The organism is Pseudomonas sp. G2-4, from assembly GCF_030064125.1.
In the GTDB taxonomy this organism is placed as follows: Bacteria; Pseudomonadota; Gammaproteobacteria; order Pseudomonadales; family Pseudomonadaceae; genus Aquipseudomonas.
In genome coordinates this window covers 2,790,895-2,812,672 of the sequence record NZ_CP125957.1, presented here as the reverse complement: position 1 = coordinate 2,812,672, position 21,778 = coordinate 2,790,895, and the positions used below count along the sequence as shown (strand labels likewise).

General features: G+C 63.5%; 2 protein-coding genes (both running past the window's edge). Both read right to left on the bottom strand.

Annotated elements, in window-relative coordinates; translation table 11 throughout:
* Window positions 1–5,670, bottom strand: partial view of a non-ribosomal peptide synthetase gene (locus QNH97_RS12270; protein WP_283557063.1) — the 5' portion only. It extends 7,503 nt beyond the left edge of the window; the window shows 5,670 of its 13,173 coding nt (coding positions 1–5,670); it begins with the start codon at window positions 5,668–5,670; the stop codon falls past the left edge of the window.
* Window positions 5,667–21,778: the 3' portion of a non-ribosomal peptide synthase/polyketide synthase gene (locus tag QNH97_RS12265; protein ID WP_283557062.1), read on the bottom strand. Its footprint extends 12,997 nt past the window's final position; only the last 16,112 of its 29,109 coding nucleotides appear in the window; its start codon lies off the right edge, out of view; its stop codon occupies window positions 5,667–5,669. Before QNH97_RS12265 ends, QNH97_RS12270 begins: the two co-directional genes overlap by 4 nt.

Genomic DNA, 21,778 nt, shown 5'->3' with positions numbered 1-21,778 from the left:
GATGGCCTCGGGAATCAGTTGCACGTATTGGTTGAAAATCGCCGTGGTGACGAACAGCACCGTGACGCCCGCATCGCCCAGTACCTGGGCAAACCGCGAAGGTTCGAGCAGGGTTTCATGGTCGATCACCACCACTTGCCCGCCATTGAGCAGCGCGCCCCAGACATCCATGGTGCTGGCGTCGAACGCCGGATTGGACGCAAAGGCGATCCGGTCGTGCACATTGAAATCGGCGTAGCCGTTGTTGATCACCAACCGGTTGATCGCTCGATGCGGCACCAGGACGCCCTTGGGCTGCCCGGTGGAGCCCGAGGTGTACATGATGTAGGCAATCGATTCGCTGGATTGCACGAGGGCCGGATTATGGAGAGAGCCTTGTGGGCTCAGCGTGTCCAAGTCGACGCGGTGCGTGCCTTCGGGCACGACCTCGGAACTGAAGGTCAGCAAAAACTTCGCCTGGCAATCTTCCAGCATGAACCCCTGGCGCTCCAGCGAGGCATTGCGATCCAGCGGCACATAGGCCGCCGCGCACTTGAGGATTGCCAGCTGACTGGTCAGCAGCTCAATCGAACGCGGCAGCAGGATCGCGACACAGTCGTCCGGCTGCACGCCGAGCCCGAGCAGGTAATGGGCCAGGCGATTCGCCCGTTCGTTCAGTTCCTCGTAACTTACTTGGTGCTGACCATGCACCACCGCAATTGCCTGCGGCAGCTGTGCGACCTGGGCCTCGAACAGCGCCAGGACGGTCTGGTCCTGCGGATAAGGACGCTGGGTGGCGTTGAAATCCACCAGCAGCTGGTTGCGCTCGGTTTCCGGCAAAATTTCCAGGCGATTGAGCGGCGTTTGTGGAGCTTGCTCAAGTGCCTGCACCAGGCTTTCGAGCGCGGTGTGCATGTATGCGCAGATGCGCTCTGCGCCTATTCCTTGTGCGACCAAGGTGCTCAGCATGAAGCCTTCGCCCAAGTCGTCCACTGAGAGGGTCAATGGATAGTTCGTACGCTCCTCATTGCCGAGGATTTCCATACCCTGCCAGGCGGACATAGCCTCGGCCGAAGTTGAACCGGCCGCGCTGTGCCGGTAGTTCATCAGCGCACTGAACAGCGGGGCCGGTGAGGCCACGCCGCTGCAGCGCTGGGCCAGAGCCAGCGAAGCATGCTCGTGGCCGAGCAAGGCGGTCAGTCGCCCATGGGTGGTCTTGACCCCGGTGCGCACGCCCTGCTCATCCAGGCTGACCCGTAATGGCAAGGTATTGATGAACATGCCCAGCGCTCGATCAGCGCCCTCGCCGCCCTGCATCCGGCCCATCAGCACGGTGCCGAATACCACGTCCTCGCGACCGGACAACCGCCCAAGCACCTGGGCCCAAGCCAAATGATGCAGGCTGGCGGCACTCACACCGATCTGCCGCGCCTGTGCCCGCAACCGACGGCTCAAACCAACGTCCACTGCCAGCTTCGCCTCTTCGATACCGTGACCGTCACCCTGGACCTGTTGCAAGCCCAGGGGCAGCGTCGGTTCGTCGACATCGCCGAGCATGTCGCGGAAAAACGCCTCGTGCTCGGCCTCGCTGACACCCAGGCGGGCCTGGGCCACATAGTTGCGGTACGGCATCGCCTCGCCCAGTTGATCGGCCTGGCCGAGCAGGAGCATCTGCATTTCCTGTTGCACAACATCCAGCGCGGTATGGTCCAGGGCAATGTGGTGGAACAACAACATCGCCACCCAGCGCTGATTGACCGAGTCATGGGCATAGCGCAGGCACATCAGCGGGGCCTGGCGAATGTCCAGGCGATGATGACGCGAGTCGAAGCGCGCATGCAGTTGAGTCACCGCGTCAGCGTCTTCAGCTTTCAGCGCGAGGGCTTCGACACTCAACAGCGCCTTGCGCCAGACCACTTGTATCGGCTGCTCCAGGCCCTCCCACAACACCGCCGTGCGCAGGATATCGTGACGATTGATCACGCCCTGCAGCGCCTGGGCGAAGGCCTCGAGACGCGCCTCGCTGTGGAAGGCGAACATCGCCTGCAGCACGTAAGGGTCGCCCTGCTCGGCCGAGACATGGTGATAGAGGATGCCTTCCTGCAACGGTGCCAGCGGGTAGATGTCCTGCACGTTGGGCACACCGCCCGGCACCGTGGCGACGATCAGGTCAATGGCCTCCTGGGTCAACGCCGCCAGCGGCAACATATCAGGGGTGATCCGCTCGCAATCAGGCGTGATCGCATTGGCCGGGACCTCAACCTCATTGCCGCCGCCCACCGCCGCGGCCAGTGCCGCCAGGGTCGGCTGGCCGAACAGCACGCGGACATCGGCACTCAAACCGACCTGGCGCATCTGCTCGATCAGGTTGACAGCCAGCAAGGAGTGACCGCCCAGCTCGAAGAAATGATCGTGACGCCCGACGCGCTCGACATTGAGGACTTGCCTCCACAGGCGCGCCAGGGTGATTTCGGTTTCGCCCACAGGGGCTTCGTAGCCCCGGCTGATGATCGAAGCCTGGTCCGGCGCCGGCAAGGCCTTGCGGTCAAGCTTGCCATTGGCGGTCAGCGGCAAGGCGTCGAGGCGCACATAGGCGGCCGGTACCATGTAGTCCGGCAAGCGGGTTTGCAGATGTGCGCGCAGGGCTTCGATATCCGCCGCGCCCTCCCTGGAACGCAGGGTGAAATAGGCGACCAGGCGTTTCTCGCCAGGAACGTCTTCGCGGACCAGCACTGCGGTTTCCTTCACGTCATCGTGTTCGGCCAAGCGGGCTTCGATCTCCCCCGGCTCAATGCGGAAACCACGAATTTTCACCTGGCCATCGTTACGCCCCAGGTATTCGATGTTGCCGTCCGCCAGGAAGCGCCCCAGGTCACCGGTGCGGTACATCAGGGCCTGTGCCGTCTGGCTGAAAGGATCGACCAGGAACTTCTCGGCGGTCAGCTCGGGCCGGTTCAAATAGCCTTTCGCGACCCCCATGCCACCGATATAAAGCTCGCCGGGCACGCCTTGCGGCACCGGCCGCTGCTGCGAATCCAGCAGGTAGACCCGGGTATTGCCCAAGGGCCGACCAATCGGGATGCTGCCCTCGCCGACCGTCTTGATCTCGTAGGTGGTGGTGAAGGTGGTGGCTTCGGTCGGACCGTAACCGTTGAGCAGATGAGCCGGGGCGCCTTCTTTCAGGACACGACCGATCACCGTCGGATCGAGCACATCGCCACCGACGATCAGGTAGCGCAACTGCGCGAACACCGTCATCAGGCCAGCCGCGTATTGATGGAACAGGCCCGCCGTCATCCACAACACGCTGACCGATTGCTCGAGCAACAGCGTACGGAAGCGCTCTTGGGACAGCAGCACGTCCTGCTCGACCACCACTACACAGCCGCCATTGAGCAGCGGTGCCCAGACGTCGAGGGTGCTGGCATCGAAGGCCGGATTGGAGGCAAAGGCCACCCGGTCCTGTTCGTTGAAGTCGGCGTAGCCGTTGTTGATCACCAGCCGGCTGATCGCCCGGTGCGGCACCAGCACGCCCTTGGGCGTGCCCGTGGAACCCGAGGTGTACATGATGTAGGCCGGCGCTTCGCTTGACTGTGGCCGCTGCCCGCCGTGGGCCGGCTGCAGGGAAAGGTCAATGGTGTCCAGGTCCACCCGGCGCACTGGCGGCGCCAGCACCTCGGTGCTGTGGGTCAAGGCCAGCACCGCGCGGCTGTCCTCGATCATGAACTGCTGGCGTTCGGCGGGCGCGTTGACGTCCAGCGGCAGGTACACCGCCGCGCACTTGAGCACGGCCAACTGACTGATCAACAGATCCAGCGAGCGTGGCAGCAGCAGTGCCACGGTTTCACCCACTTGCAGGCCAAGGCCGATCAGATGACCGGCCAGGCGCTCGGCTTGGGTGTCCAGCTCGCGGTAGGTCAGGGTTTGTCCGCCCTGCACCGCTGCCGGCGCGTCCGGACGGGCTTCGGCCTGCGCCTGGAACAAGGCATGAATCAGCTGCTCCCGGGAGTAATCGCGCTCGGTGTCGTTGAACCCCAGCACCACCCGTTCACGCTCCGCTGCCGGCAAGAACGACAGGCTGTTGAGCATCGCCCCGGGCGCAGCCTCCAAGGCGTCCACCAGGCTTGCAACGGCGGCCTGCATGTAATCGCCGACGCGCTGCGCGCCGATCTGCACACTGGCCTGCACCGTCAAGGCAAAGTCATCGGAGAAATCGTCCACTGAGAGGATCAGCGGGTAGTTGGTGCGTTCTTCCGCACTCAGGGCTTCGATCCCGTCCCAAGCCAGGCTGACTTCCGCCGGGAGGACTTGGGCCGCGCTGGCGCTGTGACGATAGTTCAACAACGCACTGAACAACGGCGCCGGCGCTGCAACGCCGCTGCAACGTTGCGCCAGGGCCAGGGAGGCGTATTCGTGACTGAGCAGGCTGCTCAGCCAGCCGTGGGTGCTTTTCACCCCATCGCGCACGCTCTGCGCCCCCACGTCTACGCGCAACGGCAAGGTATTGATAAACATGCCCAGCGCCCGGCTCATGCTTTCGCCGGCCTGCATGCGACCCAGCATCACCGTGCCGAACACCACGTCTTCACGGCCCGAAACGCCGCCCAGCACCTGCGCCCAGGCCAGGTGAAAGAGACTCGCCGCGCTCACACCGAGCTGTCGCGCTTGCCCACGCAGGCGTCGACTGAGGTCTGGAGCCAGGGTCAGATGGCTTTCTTCGATGGCATTGCCGTCGCCCAGCACATCTTGTTGGCCGAACGGCAGGGTCGGCTCCTCGACGTCGCCCAGCATCTCCCGGAAGAACGTCTCGTCGGCCTGCCGCTGGCCAGCCTGGCGGGTCCGGGCGACATAGTTGCGGTAAGGAATGGCGGGCTGCAGTTGTGCAGTCTGCCCCATCAGGTAAGCCTGCATTTCACTCTGCACAACCATCAGGGCTTCGTGGTCGAGGGCCATGTGGTGGAACAGCAGCATGGCGACCCAACGCTGGTTGGCCGTGTCTTCGGCGACGACCAGCAACAACAGCGGCGCCTGGCTGACGTCCAGGCGATAGTGGCGGGGATCGAACCGCGCCTGCAATTGCGTCATCACGTCGCCTTCGGCGAGGTCGGCGCTGATGTCCTTGACACCCAGCCGGGCCTCACGCCAGACCACCTGGACCGGCTCTTCCAATCCTTCGCGGACGATGGCGGTGCGCAAAATGTCGTGACGATCGATCACACTTTGCAAGGCGTCGACAAAATCCTTCAGGCGCTCGCGCCGAGCAATGCTGAACTGCGCCTGCAAGACATAAGGGTCGCCCTGGGTGGTCGTCAGGTGGTGATAAAGAATCCCCTCCTGCAACGGCGCCAGCGGGTAAATGTCCTGCACATTGGCCGCGCCACCCGGTACGGTGGCCACGATGCGGTCGATGGCCGGCTGGTCCAGGGCCACCAGCGGTAGCATCGGCGGCGTGATGTGCCCGCAACCGACGGGGATGGCGTTGGCAGGGATGTCGATCTCACTGCCCTTGCTGGCATCGTATTGCCCGGCCTGGATCAACGCGATCAAGGCGGTTTTGTGTTCGCGCAGCAAGGCCAGCACCGCCGGTTCGCTCAGCGACTGTTTTCGGCCCCGCACCACGAGCTGATCGCCCTTGACTGACAGCTGTACGTCTTTTTCTTTTAGTGTCGCCAACAGTTCGATCACACTCACAGGACAATCTCCATTTTTTCTGTCGTTGCCGCGTATTCCGAGAGCGTGGGCTGCTCGAATAACGTCCGCACATCCGCTTCCATGCCTTCCTGGCGCATCCGCTCCATCAGGCTGACGGCGAGCAAGGAATGCCCGCCCAGTTCGAAGAAGTGATCGTGACGGCCGACACGCTCTACGTTGAGCACTTCAGCCCATAGCTGGGCCAGTGTGATTTCGGTTTCGCCGATGGGCGCTTCATAGCCACGGCTGATGAGTGAATCCAGGCCCGGTACCGGCAGTACCTTGCGGTTGAGCTTGCCGTTTGGCGTCAGCGGCATGGCGTCCAGGTAGACGTAGGCCACCGGCACCATGAAGGCTGGCAGTTGTGCTTGCAGGTAGGTGCGCAGCGCTTCAATGTTCAGCGCCTCATCGGGCGAGTATTGGGTGAAATAGGCCACCAGGCGTTTCTCGCCCGGGACGTCTTCACGGGCCAGCACCGCCGCTTCCTTCACGGCCTCGTGCTGGGCGAGCTTGGCTTCGATCTCGCCCAGTTCGATGCGGAAACCGCGGATCTTCACCTGATCGTCGTTACGGCCCAGGTACTGCAACGTACCGTCGGGCAACCAGCGACCGATGTCGCCGGTCTTGTACAAGCGGGCGTCGGACTGGCCATAGAACGGGTCGGCCATGAAGCGTTCGGCGCTGAGCTGCGGCAGGTTGAGATAACCACGCGCCACCCCGACACCGCCGATGTGGATCTCACCGGGCACCCCCACCGGCAGCAACTGACCGTGGCTGTCCAGCACGTGCAATTGCATGTTGCGGATCGGCTTGCCAATCGGAATCGACTGGTCCCGGTAGGTTTCCAGATCGGTATCAGCGGTGTGCCAGGCAACCACGTCACTGCACTCGGTCGGCCCGTAGCTGTTGATCACCGCCGGCCGTGGCTGCGGCAGTTTCTCCAGCATGCCGACCTGGATCGGCTCACCGCCCAAGACCACCCGCTGCAGGCAAGCCAGTGCCTGCTGATCGTCGGCGTCCACCAGCGCATGGAAAGCGCTGGGCGACATGTTGAGGTGGGTAATCCCGGCGTTGGCGATCTGGGCGACGATGCCACGGGGGTTGAAGGGCTCTTCGGCCAAGTGCAGCGCGGCACCGACCATCAGCGGCGCGAGGATGTTCTTCTGGGTCAGGTCGAAGTTATAGGAAGACGCCAGCAGCACCGCATCGCCGGCATGGAAGGCCAGGTCTTCGAGGTACCAGTCCAGCAGGTTGCCCAGGCCACGCCGCTCGACCATCACGCCTTTGGGCAGCCCGGTGGAGCCGGAGGTATAGATCACATAGGCGAGATGGGCCGGTGTCAGGCCCGTCGCGTGCGGGTTGTGATCCGGCTCGTCTTGCCACGGACCGGCATCCAGGTCGATCAGCGGCACCTGAGCCTGCGACAAGAGCGCCCGGGTGCTTGCCTGCGTCAGCACCGCAACCGGCGCGCTGTCTTGCAACATGAACGCAATGCGCTCCGCCGGATAAGCCGGATCCAGCGGCACATAGCCGCCACCCGCCTTGAGCACCGCCAGCAGCCCGACCACCATGTCAACGCTGCGTTCGACGCAAATCGCCACGCGCGAATCCGGCGCCACGCCCTGCTTGCGCAGGTAATGGGCCAGGCGGTTGGCCCGCTCATTCAGCTGGCGATAGCTCAACCGTTGCTCTCCCCCCAGCACCGCCAAGTCGTCCGGCGTGCGCTGTACCTGCGCCTCGAACAACGCCTGGATGGCCTGTTGTTCCTGTGGAGCGTCAGCTTCGCGGGTATTGAATTCGGCCAGCAGTTTGAGGCGCTCGCCGGGTGGCAGAATCGACAACTGATGCAGCGGCGCTTGGGGGGCCTGTTCGAGCATCTCGATCAGATTTTCCAACGTCTGCTGTACATAGCCGCAAATCCGCTGCGCACCAATGCGCGCCGGGGTCATGACACTGAGGCTGAACCCCTCGGCCTGGTCATCCACCGCCAACGTCAGCGGATAGTTGGTCCGTTCTTCGCCGCCGAGCACCTGCATACCGTCCCAGGCTGACAGCGCCTCAGTGGAAGTGATGGCGCCGGTGTGACGGTAGTTGAGCAAGGCACTGAACAAGGGCGTCGGTGCCTCTACGCCGCTGCAACGTTGCGCCAGCACCAGCGAGGCATGCTCGTGGCCCAGCAACGCGGTCAGTCGGGCGTGGGTCGCCTTCACGCCGGCACGGACTGCGGTTTGTCCCAGGCTCACCCGCAACGGCAGCGTATTGATGAACATCCCCAGTGCCCGGTCGGCGCCCTCGCCGCCCTGCATCCGCCCAACCAGCACGGTGCCGAACACCACATCGTCCTTGCCTGACACCTTGCCCAGCACTTGCGCCCAGACCAGGTGATACAAGCTCGCCGCGCTCACACCGAGCTGACGGGCCTGGGTCCGTAACCGTCGACTCAGGTCGGCCTCGACTTCCTGGCGAATCTCCTCGATCCCGCTGCCATCGCCTTGCACATCCTGCAAGCCGAAGGGCAATGTCGGCTCGTCGACGTCGCCGAGCATGTCGCGGAAAAACTGTTCATGGGCCTCGCGGCTCACACCCAAACGGGCCTGGGCCACGTAGTTGCGGTACGGCACCGATGCTGGCAAGCGTTGCGCCTGGCCGAGCAGGTGCGCCTCGATCTCGGCGGACAGCACTGCCAACGACGTGGCGTCGTCCACCAGGTGATGGAACAGCAGGATGCCCACCCAGCGTTGGTTCGCTGGGTCTTGTGCATAGGCGACCCGCATCAGCGGTGCCTGGCGGAGGTCCAGGCGATAGTGCCGGGGGTCAAAACGCTGATGCAGCTGCGTGGCAACATCGCCCGCCGCCAGATCCAGCTCGACCGGCTCGACCATCAGGCGCGCCTCACGCCAGACCACCTGCATGGGCTCGGCCAGGCCTTCCCAGAGGACGCCGGTGCGCAGAATGTCGTGCCGCGCGACGACGGCTTGCAGCGCCTGGGTGAAATTATCCAGGCGCGTGAAGCTGTCGAACGCGAACATCACGTATTGAAGGTAGGGATCGCCCTGGGCGGCCGCCAGGTGGTGATACAGGATTCCCTCCTGCAACGGCGCCAAGGCGTAGATGTCCTGCACATTGCCGACGCCACCGGGGACCATCGTCACTACGCGGTCGATCTCGTCCTGGCTCAGGGTCGCCAGCGGCAACATGTCCGGCGTGATCCGCTGGCAGTCCGCGGCAATCCGATTGACCGGCACCACGACTTCCGTGTGCCCGCCGACCGCAGCGGCCAGGGCCGCCAGTGTCGGTTGGCCGAACAGCACCCGAACGTCGGCACTCAAACCTGCATGACGCATGCGTTCGATCAGTTTCACCGCCAGCAGCGAATGCCCACCCAGCTCGAAGAAGTTGTCGTGTCGACCGATCCGCTCAAGGTCCAGCAGGTCCTGCCAGATCGCGGCGATGACGGTCTCGGCGTCGCCTCGCGGCGCTGCGTATTCCCGGGCCGCCACCGACGACTGATCCGGCGCCGGCAAGGCCTTGCGGTCGAGCTTGCCGTTGGTGGTCAACGGGAATGCGGCAAGGACCACGAACGCGCTCGGCACCATGTACTCGGCCAACGACCCGAGCAACTGGGTCCGCAGATCGCTGGCCGAGAGTGCTGCGCCTTCTGTGGCAATGACATAGGCCACCAGGCGCTTATCGCCCGGCTCGTCTTCACGGGCAATGACCACCGCCTCGCTGACACCTTCGCAAGCCGCCAACGTCGCTTCGATCTCGCCCAGTTCGATACGGAAACCACGGATCTTCACTTGGTCGTCGTTGCGGCCCAGGTATTCGATGCTGCCGTCGGCCAACCGGCGTCCAAGGTCGCCGGTCCGGTACAGACGCGCGCCTTCACGACCGCTCAAGGTGTCGAAGATAAAGCGTTCCCGATTAAGCTCGGGACGATTCAGGTAACCCCGCGCCACACCCACGCCACCCACGTACATTTCACCGACCACACCCACTGGCACCGGCTCGCGCCGGGCGTCGAGCACATGCAGCTGCAGGTCGGGAATGCGCTTGCCGATGGGGCTGACGCCGACCCGCTGTGCGTCGGCCGCTTCAAGGGCATGGTAGGTCACGTGCACCGTCGTTTCGGTGATGCCGTACATGTTGACCAGTTGCGTCCCGGCATTGGCCTCGCGGGCATACCACGGCTTGAGAATCCCGGTGTCCAGGGCTTCACCGCCGAAAATAACCTGGCGCAGCTGGTGGCTCAGGTGGCTTTCGCCTTGGGCCGCAATCAACTGGCGGAAGGCACTTGGCGTCTGGTTCAGCACCGTGACACCGGCTTCGCAGATCAGCGCATAACAGTCCTGGGGTGAACGGCTGACCAGCTGTGGCACCACCAACAAGCGGCCGCCATGGGTCAGTGCGCCCCAGATTTCCCAGACCGAGAAGTCGAAGGCAAACGAGTGGAACAAGGCCCACACGTCTTGCGCGCCGAAATCGAACCAGGATTGCGTCGCCGAGAACAGGCGGGCGACGTTGCGGTGCTCGACCATCACGCCCTTGGGCAAGCCAGTGGAGCCCGAGGTATAGATGACATAGGCCAGTTGCGAAGACGTCTGGCCTGGCACTTGAGGATTGGCCTCCGACTGGTTATGCAACGCAGCGCCATCGAGGTCGATCACCCGCGCGGACTCTTCGGCCAGCCGCTCACGGGTGGCGGCATGCACCACGATTGCCACGGGCGTGCTGTCTTCGAGCATGTAGGCGATGCGTTCCGCCGGATAGGCGGGATCCAGCGGTACATAACCAGCGCCGGACTTGAGGATACCCAGCAGGCCGACAATCATGTCCAGGCCACGCTCGACACAGATCGCGACCCGATCATCCGGACGAATGCCCAGCGACAGCAGGCGATGGGCGAGCTGATTGGCCTGGGCGTTGAGTTCGCCGTAAGTCAGGGTGCAATCCTCGAATACCACCGCCACAGCGTCGGGCTGCATCGCCACCTGCGCCTCGAATTGCTGATGGATCAAGGCATCATGGGCATACACGGCGTCTGCGCTGTTCCAGGTTTCGAGCAACTGGCGCCGTTCCGCCTGCGGCAACACCGCGAGGCTGTGCATCGGTGTTTGCGGCGCGTGTTCCAGGCTGTCGACCAGGCTGTGCAGGGCCACCTGCATGTAGTCACAGATGCGTTGCCCGCCGATCCGGGACTCGACCTGCACTGTCAGGCTGAAGCTTTCTCCCAAGTCATCGACATTCATTGTCAGCGGATAGTTGGTGCGCTCTTCACTGGACAACATGTGCATGCCATCCCAGGCCGACAACACTTCATCGGTCACCTGGATCGAACTGTGCCGGAAGTTCAACAGTGCACTGAACAGCGGCGCTGGCGAGGCCACATCACTGCAGCGCTGGGCCAAGGCCAGGGAAGCATGCTCATGCCCCAACAACCCGGTCAGCCGCCCATGGGTCATTTTCACGGCATCACGCACGCTTTGTCCGTCCACGGGCACGCAGATCGGCAAGGTGTTGATGAACATGCCCAGCGCCCGGTCAGCCCCGTCGCCGCCCTGCATCCGGCCCAGCAGGACCGTGCCGAACACCACTTGCTCCTGGCCCGAGGCCAAGGCCAGGACCTGGGCCCAGGCCAGATGGACCAGGCTCGCGGCACTCACGCCGAGCTGCCGGGCTTGAGCACGCAGGCGCAGGCTCAAAGCCTCATCGACCAACGCCTTCACTTCCTCGATACCGCGCCCGTCACCCTGAACCTGGGCCAGGCCGAAGGGCAGCGTCGGCTCGTCGATCCCGCCGAGCATCTCGCGGAAAAACGCTTCGTGTTCCTGTTCGCTCGCACCCAAGCGGGCCTGGGCCACGTAATTGCGGTAAGGCACCGCTTCGGTCAGTTGTTCGCCCTGGCCCAGCAGATACAGCTGCATCTCATGCTGCATCACGTCCAGGGCGGTATGGTCCAGTGCCATGTGGTGGAACAGCAGGATCGCGACCCAGCGATCCTGGGCGTCGTCCCGGGCGTAAGCCAGGTGCAGCAAGGGTGCCTGGCCCAAGTCGAGGCGATAGTGCCGCGCGTCGAACCGCTGGCCGAGGTAGGTGGCAATATCGCCCACCGTGGCATCCGCTTCAATGCATTGCGGCACCAGCACAACCTGGCGCCAGACCACTTGCACCGGCTCATCCAACCCTGCCCAGACCACACTGGTGCGCAGGATGTCGTGGCGATCGATCACCACTTGCAGCGCCTGGACGAATGCATCGAGGCGTTCACGGTTGTCGAAGGCAAACTGCGTCTGCAGCACGTAAGGGTCGCCCTGTTCGGCGGCCAAATGGTGATAGAGAATGCCTTCCTGCAACGGCGCCAGCGGATAAATATCCTGCACATTGCGAGCCCCACCCGGCACCGTCGCGACCAGTTGGTCGATGGTTGCCTGGGTCAGGCTGATCAGCGGCAGCATGTCTGGAGTGATGAGTTCGCAATCGACCGGGATGCGGTTCGCCGGAACACGGATTTCCTTGCCGCTACCGATAGCCGCCGCCAGCGCGACCAGGGTTGGCTGGCTGAACAGCACGCGCACATCGGCGCTCAAGCCGGCCTGACGCATGCGTTCGATCAGGGTGACCGCCAACAGCGAATGACCGCCCAGTTCAAAGAAGTTGTCGTGACGGCCGACCCGCTCCACTTTCAACAGCTCGGCCCACATGCCGGCCAGCGCCAGCTCGATCTCACCCTGCGGCGCCTCGTAGGCCTGGCTGGCGTACGCATCGGCCTGGGGCACGGGCAAGGCCTTGCGGTCTATCTTGCCATTCAGCGTCAAGGGGAAAGCCGGCAGCATCACGAACGCGGCAGGCACCATGTAGTCGGCCAGGGTGGCGGACAATTGCTCGCGCAATGCAGCAACGGTCAACGTGACCTGGGGTTGTGCAATGACATAGGCCACCAGGCGTTTCTCCCCCGGCTCATCGGCCCGCACCAGCACCACCGCATCCTTCACGCCGTCGCAGGCGACGAGCTTGGCCTCGATTTCGCCCAGTTCGATACGGAAACCGCGGACCTTGACCTGATCGTCGTTACGCCCCAGGCACTCCAGGCTGCCCTCCGGCAACCAGCGACCCAGGTCACCGGTGCGGTACAGCAACGCGCCGGGCTCACGGCTGAACGGGTCGGCGATGAATTTCTCCGCCGTCAGGTCCGCTCGGTTCAGGTAACCCTTCGCCACACCCTGGCCGCCGATGTAAATCTCACCGACCACACCCAGCGGCGCCAGCTGCTGCCGCGCGTCGAGCACATAAACCTGGGTATTGGAGATCGGCCCGCCAATGGGCACGCTTTGCGCGTCCGCGGCCACGGCCTTCACTTCCAGGGTGGTGGCGTAGGTGGTGGTCTCGGTCGGACCGTAGCAATGCACCAGGCGTAAACCCGGTGCCAGGCCCAGCAAGCGCTGGAAGGACGCCACGTCGGCCCGTTCACCGCCGCACAACAGGATCCGCAGCCCACCGATGGCCTGGGGAATCAGTTGCACGTATTGGTTGAAAATCGCCGTGGTGACGAACAACACCGTGACGCCCGCATCGCCCAGTACCTGGGCAAACCGCGAAGGTTCGAGCAGCGTTTCATGGTCGATCACCACCACTTGCCCGCCATTGAGCAGCGCGCCCCAGACATCCATGGTGCTGGCGTCGAACGCCGGATTGGACGCAAAGGCGATCCGGTCGTGCACATTGAAATCGGCGTAGCCGTTGTTGATCACCAGGCGGTTGATGGCGCGATGGGGCACCAGGACGCCTTTGGGCTGCCCGGTGGAGCCCGAGGTGTACATGATGTAGGCAATCGATTCGCTGGACTGTTTCAGTGCCGGGTTGTCAGTCGTTTCTGGCATATCCAACGTGTCCAGGTCGACGCGGAGCGTGCCCTCGGGTACCGCTTCGGAACTGAAGGTCAGCAACAGCTTCGCCTGGCAATCTTCCAGCATGAAGCCCTGGCGTTCCAGCGAGGCGTTGCGATCCAGCGGCACATAGGCCGCCGCGCACTTGAGGATCGCCAACTGACTGGTCAGCAGGTCGATCGAACGGGGCAGCAGGATTGCGACACAGTCGTCCGGCTGCACGCCGAGTCCGAGCAGGTAATGGGCCAGGCGATTCGCCCGTTCGTTCAGCTCCTCGTAACTCACTTGGCGCTGACCATGCACCACCGCAATCGCCTGCGGCAGGTGTGCGGCCTGGGCCTCGAACAGCGCCAGGACGGTCTGGTCCTGCGGATAAGGACGCTGGGTGGCGTTGAAATCCACCAGCAGCTGGTTGCGCTCGGTTTCCGGCAGAATTTCCAGGCGATTGAGCGGCGTTTGTGGGGCTTGCTCAAGTGCCTGCACCAGGCTTTCGAGCGCGGTGTGCATGTAGGCGCAGATGCGCTCTGCGCCTATTCCCTGTGCGACCAGGGCGCTCAGCATAAAGCCTTCGCCCAGGTCATCCACGGACAAGGTCAATGGATAATTGGTGCGTTCTTCGTTGCTCAGCAGTTCGATGCCTTCCCAGGCAGTGAGGGTTTCACTGGAGGCCACGGCCGCTGCGCTGGCGCTGTGGCGATAATTGAGCAACGCGCTGAACAACGGCAACGGCGCGACCACGCCGCTGCAGCGCTGGGCCAAGGCCAGCGAGGCATGCTCATGGCCCAACAACCCGGTCAGGCGAGCGTGAGTGGTTTTCACCCCGTCACGCACGCCTTGGGTACTGATATCCACCCGCAACGGCAAGGTATTGATGAACATGCCCAGCGCTCGATCGGCGCCATCGCCGCCCTGCATCCGGCCCAGCAGAATGGTACCGAACACCACATCGTCCTTGCCCGACACACGGCCCAGCACCTGCGCCCAGGCCAAGTGAACCAGGCTCGCGGCACTCACCCCGAGCTGACGCGCCTGGGCTCGCAGACGCAGGCTCAACGTCGCCTCGACCACTTGCCTGGCTTGCTCGATAGCCTGCCCGTCACCGCTCACATCCTGGAGGCCAAACGGCAGTGTCGGTTCATCGACATCGCCGAGCATCTCGCGGAAGAACCCTTCGTGCTCTTCTTGACTCACGCCCAGCCGGGCCTGCGCCACATAGTTGCGATACGGCACCGACTCACCCAATTGAGCGGCCTGGCCCAGCAGGTGCGCCTGCATTTCCTGCTGCACCACCTCCAGTGCCGTGTGATCGAGGGCCATATGGTGAAACAACAACACCGCCACCCAGCGCTGGTTGACCGCGTCCTCAGCGAAGACCAGACGCATCAGCGGCGCCTGAGTGATATCGAGTCGATAGTGTTGCGGGTCGAAGCGGCTCTGCAACTGCGCGGCGATATCGCCTGCGCCGCTATCAAGGGCAACCTCTTCGAGGTGCAGCTGCGCTTCGCGCCATACCACTTGGATCGGCGCGCCGAATCCTTGCCACACCACACTGGTGCGCAGGATGTCATGGCGGTCGATGACGTGTTGCAGCGCGCCTACAAACGCCATCAGCCGGTCACGGCTTTGCAGCTCGAACACCGTCTTCAACACATAGGGATCGCCCTGCTCGGCGGCCAGATGGTGATAGAGAATGCCATCCTGCAGCGGCGCCAACGGGTAGATGTCCTGCACATTCCGTGCTCCACCCGGCACTGTCGCCACGACTCGGTCAATCGCCGCCTGGTCAAGATCGATCAGCGTGAGCATGGCCGGTGTGATTCGCTCAGAGCCCGGCGCGATCAGGTTCGCAGGCACACTGACTTCCCTGCCGCTGCCGATGGCCGCCGCCAGCGCGGCCAGGGTTGGCTGGCTGAACAGCACACGCACATCGGCGCTCAAATCTGCCTGACGCATGCGCTCGATCAAGGTGACGGCCAACAACGAATGGCCGCCCAGCTCGAAGAAGTTGTCGTGGCGACCGACCTGCTCGACCTTCAGCAGCTCTGCCCAGAGCTGGGCCAATGTCTGTTCGATTTCGCCTTGCGGCGCTTCATATTCGCGGCTGACGTAGGCGTCGATATCCGGCGCCGGCAGCGCCCGGCGATCGAGCTTGCCGTTCGCTGTCAACGGCAGTACGTCGAGGTGAACATAGGCTGCTGGAATCATGTAGTCCGGCAGCTGTGCGTGCAGGTGAGCCCGCAGCGCCTCGATCTCCGTCGCGACATCCGGGTCGCGCGGTGTGAAGTAAGCCACCAGGCGTTTCTCCCCAGGGGCATCTTCACGCACCACGATGACCGCGTCCTTGACGTTGTCATGCTCCGCGAGCCGGGCTTCGATTTCCCCCAGTTCGATACGGAAACCACGGATCTTCACCTGGTCGTCGTTACGCCCCAGGTAATCGACCGTGCCATCCGCGCGCCAGCGCGCCAGGTCGCCGGTGCGGTACAGCAAGGCCTCCGGATCGGCACTGAACGGGTCGGCGATAAACTTCTCGGCGGTCAGCTCGGGACGGTTCAGATACCCCTTCGCCACGCCGTCGCCAGCGATGTACAACTCGCCCGCCACGCCGATGGGCACTGGCTGCTGGGTGCTGTCCAACACATAGACGCGGGTGTTGCCGATAGGCCGACCAATCGGGATGCCGCCCTCGCCCACGCGGGTGATTTCATGGGTGGTGGTGAAGGTGGTGGCTTCGGTTGGACCGTAGCCGTTGAGCAAGTGAGCCGGTGCGCCGTCCTTGAGGACACGACCGATCACTGCGGGGTCAAGCACATCGCCGCCCACGATCAGGTAGCGCAGTTGTCCGAATACGCTCATCAGACCGTCGGCGTATTGATGGAACAGCCCGGCGGTCATCCACAACACGCTGACCGATTGCTCGAGCAACAGCCCACGGAAACGCTCCTGGGACAGCAACACATCCTGCTCGACCACCACTACACAGCCGCCATTGAGCAAGGGTGCCCACACGTCGAGGGTGCTGGCATCGAACGCCGGATTGGAGGCGAAGGCCACCCGATCCTGGGCGTTGAAATCGGCATAACCGTTGTTGATCACCAGGCGATTGATCGCCCGGTGTGGCACCAGCACGCCTTTGGGTGTGCCGGTGGAACCGGAGGTGTACATCACGTAGGCGACCGATTCGGCGCTTTGCATCAAGTTCAGATCGCCGGATGCTTCATCCATCACGACGGTATCCAGGTCCACACGCAGCGCGTCTCCAGGAACCGTAGCCGTGCTCAGCGCCAACAGAATCCGAGCCCCGCTGTCCTGCACCATGAACTGCTGGCGCTCGATAGGCGCGCTGACATCCAGCGGCACATAGACGGCGGCGCACTTGAGGATCGCCAACTGGCTGACCAGTAATTCGACCGAACGCTGCAGCCCAATCGCCACCCGATCGCCCGGTTGAACCCCTAGGCCGGTCAGGTGACGGGCCAGGCGATTGGCCCGGCTGTTCAACTGGGCGTAAGTCAGGCGCTGTGCGTTGTGCACGACGGCCATTGCATCCGGACGTGCCTGGGCCTGGGCCTCGAACAAACCATGGACGGTCTTGTCCTGCGGATAGCTTCGAGTCGTCGTGTTGAAGCCCATCAACAGCTGTTGGCGCTCGGATTGCGGCAGGATATCCAGCCCATGCAAGCGCGATGCAGGGTCGGATTCCAATGCGCTGGCAAGGCCTTGCAGCGCGGTTTCCATGTAGGCGCAGACCCGCTGCGCGCCGACGCCGTTCATGGCCAGGACGGTCAGGGCGAAGTCTTCACCCAAGTCGTCCACGCACATCGTCAAGGGGTAGTTGGTGCGTGCTTCGCCCCCCAGGGTCTCAATGCCGTGCCAGGCCGACAATGTTTCCTCTGCATCGGCCTGTTCACTGGAATTGCGGTAGTTCAACAAGGCGCTGAACAGCGGCAGTGGCGCGGCCACGCCGCTGCAACGTTGGGCCAATGCCAGCGAGGCATGCTCATGCCCCAACAGTGCGGTCAGGCGGCCATGGACCGCCTTGACGCCGGCCTTGACGCTTTGATCGCCAAGGTTCACGCGAAGCGGCAAGGTATTGATGAACATGCCCAATGCCCGGTCAGCCCCCTGGCCGCCCTGCATGCGGCCCATCAGCACCGTGCCGAACACCACATCCTGCTGGCCGGACACCTGGCTCAGCACCCGGGCCCAGGCCAGGTGATGCAGGCTCGCCGCGCCCACGCCCGACTGGCGCGCCAGACGCCGCAGACGGCTACTCAAGTCGCCATCGAGCACCAGGCTGGCTTGCTCGATGTCGTGGCCATCTCCCTGCACCTGTTGCAGGCCAAACGGCAGCGTGGGTTCGTCGACGTCACCGAGCATCTCGCGGAAGAACCCTTCCTGCTCCTCAAGGTTCACCCCCAAACGCGCCTGGGCCACGTAGTTACGATACGGTACCGGTACGTCCAGCCCATCGACCTGCCCCAGCAGATGCGCCTGCATTTCCTGCTGCACCACTTTCAGCGCCGCATGATCGAGGGCAATGTGATGGAACAGCAGCATCGCTATCCAGCGCTGGTTGGGCTTGTCTTCGGCGAATGCCAGGCGCATCAGCGGTGCCTGGGTCATGTCCAGGCTGTAGTGCCGGGCATCGAATCGGTTGTGCAGCTGTTGGACGGTCTCCCCGGCCTGCGGGTCCGCCACAAACTCTTCGAGGCCCAACCGCGCTTCACGCCAGACCACCTGCTGAGGTTCATCAAGCCCTTCCCACAGGATCGCGGTGCGCAAGATGTCATGGCGGTCGATGACGCTCTGCAGGGTCTGGACGAAGTCGTCGAGGCGTTGCCGGCTTTGCAGGGCAAACAGGGTTTGGAGCAAATAGGGATCGCCTTGCTCGGCCGACAAGTGATGGTAGAGGATGCCTTCCTGCAACGGTGCCACCGGGTAGATCTCTTGCACATTGGGTGCGCCACCCGGCACCGTCGCCACGATGCGGTCGATCGCGTCCTGGTCGAGGTGAGTCAGCGTCAGCATGTCCGGCGTGATTCGCGTGCAATCGAGCGGGATGCCATTGGCCGGCACCACGATTTCGCTGCCGCCCCCCACGGCTGCCGCCAGTGCGGCGAGGGTCGGCTGGCTAAACAGTACGCGCACGTCGGCGCTCAAACCGACCTGGCGCATGCGCTCGATCAACGTGACCGCCAACAGTGAATGCCCGCCCAGTTCGAAGAAGTGATCGTGGCGCCCGATACGTTCGACCTTGAGCAAGTCCTGCCAGATCTGCGCCAGGGTGGTTTCGACTTCGCCTTGCGGGGCTTCGTAGCCGCGGGTGATCAGCGCGTCGAGGTCCGGTGCAGGGAGTGCCTTGCGATCGAGCTTGCCATTGGGCGTCAGAGGCAATGCGTCGAGACGTACGTAGGCGGCAGGCACCATATAGGCCGGCAGTTGCGCTTGCAGGTGCGTGCGCAGCGCTTCGATGTCGACCGTCTCGTCTGGCGAGTGTTGGGTGAAATAGGCGACCAGGCGCTTGTCACCCGGTACATCTTCGCGAGCCAGGACCACGGCTTCCTTGAGACTTGGGTGCTGGGCGAGCTTGGCTTCGATCTCGCCCAGTTCGATGCGGAAACCGCGGATCTTCACCTGGTCGTCGTTACGGCCCAGGTACTCGATGTTGCCGTCCGGCAGGTAACGGCCCAAGTCGCCGGTCTTGTACATCCGGGCATTCGCGGTGGTACTGAACGGATCCTTTAGGAATCGTTCGGCGGTGAGGTCATCGCGATTCAGATAACCGCGAGCCACGCCAGCGCCGCCGATGTAGATCTCACCCGGTATGCCCAGTGGTACGGGTTGTTGGTGTTCATCCAGCAAGTAGAACTGGGTGTTGGCAACGGGTTTGCCGATGTGTGCAGCGAACCCGTCTTCGCGGGCCATCGAGACCCAGCTTGAATAGGTCGTGGTTTCCGACGGGCCATAGAGGTTGCACAGGCGTTTGACCTGGGTCTGTTCGAACAACGTCTCCACCAGGCTGCGCTTGAGCGCTTCACCCGCAACGTTGACCGTGTCGACACCCTCGCCCAGCCCGCCGGACTCCAGCAATGCCTTGAGCGCTGAAGGTACGGTGTTGATCAGCGTGATGTCGTGCTCGCCCTGTTGCAGTTCCAGCACATTAGTGACGACTTCGATGCTGCCACCCGAAGTCAGCGGCGCGAAGCACTCGTAGACCGCCAGGTCGAAGTTCAACGAGGTGGAAAACAGGGTTTTAGACAGCGTTTCGGCGTCGAACGAACGGTGCGCCCATGTCAGGAAGTTCACCGTGTTTCGGTGCTCGATCATCACGCCCTTGGGTAGACCGGTCGAACCCGAGGTGTAGATCACGTAGGCCAGGTGCGATGAGCTCAGCTCAGCAATCTCCGGATTCAGGACGGATTCGTCCTGCCACAGGCCGCTATCCAGATTGATCACAGGCATAGAGGCACCCACCAACAACCCTATAGTTGCCTCATGTGCCAATACCGCCGCCGGGGCACTGTCTTCGAGCATGTAGGCAATCCGATCCAGCGGATAAGCCGGATCCAGCGGCACATAACCACCGCCTGCCTTGAGGATCGCCAGCAAGCCCACGACCATGTCGAGGCCGCGTTCGACGCAGATCGCCACTCGTGAATCGGGTTGCACGCCCTGCTTGCGCAGGTAATGCGCCAAGCGGTTGGCCCGCTCGTTCAGTTCCCAATAGCTCAAACGCTGCTCACCACGAATCACCGCGATGGCATCCGGCGTGCGTTGCACCTGCTCTTCGAACAGTCCGTGGACGGTCTGCGCCTGCGGGTAATCCACCTGCGTGGCGTTGAACGCCACCAGCAATTGCTCGCGCTCCGAGGCCGGCAAGATCGACAGCTGATGCAACGGCGCCCCTGGCGTCTGCTCCAGCATCTGGATCAGCGCCTCCAAGGTCTGCTGCACATACCCGGACAGGCGCTGCGCACCAATGCGCGCCGGGGTCATGACGGTGAAGCTGAACCTCTCGCCCAGGTCATCCACCGACAACATCAGCGGGTAATTGGTCCGTTCTTCGCCACCGAGCACCTCGATACCACTCCAGGCCGACAACGCCTCGGGCGAGGTGGTCACGGCGCTGTGGCGGTAGTTGAGCAAGGCGCTGAACAACGGCGTCGGCGCCTCCACGCCGCTGCAACGTTGCGCCAGCGCCAGAGAGGCATGCTCATGGCCGAGCAAGGCCGTCAGTCGTGCATGGGTCGCCTTCACGCCGGCACGGACAGCTTGCGCCCCCAGGCTTACCCGCAACGGCAAGGTATTGATGAACATCCCCAGCGCGCGGTCGGCACCCTCGCCACCTTGCATCCGGCCCATGAGCACCGTGCCGAACACAACGTCTTCGCGACCCGCTACCCGGCCCAGCACCTGCGCCCAGACCAGGTGATACAGACTTGCCGCGCTCACACCGAGCTGACGGGCCTGGGCCCGCAACCGGCGGCTCAAGTCGGCGTCGACGTCCTGGCGAGCTTCTTCGATCCCGCTGCCATCGCCTTGCACATCCTGCAAGCCGAACGGCAATGTCGGCTCATCGACATCGCCCAGCATGTCGCGGAAGAACCCTTCGTGGGCTTCCTGGCTCACGCCCAGGCGTGCCTGGGCTACATAGTTGCGATACGGCATCGCGGCGCCCAACTGGTCCGCCCGGCCCAACAGGTGGGCCTGCATCTCCTGCTGCACCACTTCCAGCGCGGTGTGGTCCAGGGCCATATGATGGAACAGCAATATCGCCAGCCAGCGGTCGTTAACGGTGTCTTGGGTATAAACCAGTTGCAGCATCGGTGCCCGGGTCATGTCCAGGCGGTGGTGCCGCGAATCGAAGCGCTCGTACAGCTGCACCGCAACGTCACCGCCGGCAGGATCCAGCACGGCCTCTTGCTGGATCAGCAGGGCTTGGCGCCAGACAACCTGCACCGGTTGCTCGAAGCCTTCCCACAGCACCGACGTCCGGAGAATGTCGTGACGGTCGATGACTTTTTGCAATGCATAGGAGAAGTCGTCCAGGCGCCCGCGGTTTTCAAAGGCGAACTGGGTCTGGAGCACATAGGGATCGCCCTGCTCGGCGGCGAGGTGATGGTAAAGAATGCCTTCCTGCAGCGGCGCCAGCGGATAGATGTCTTGCACATTGCCCAGGCCGCCCGGGACCGTCGACGCGATACGGTCGATAGCGTCCTGGT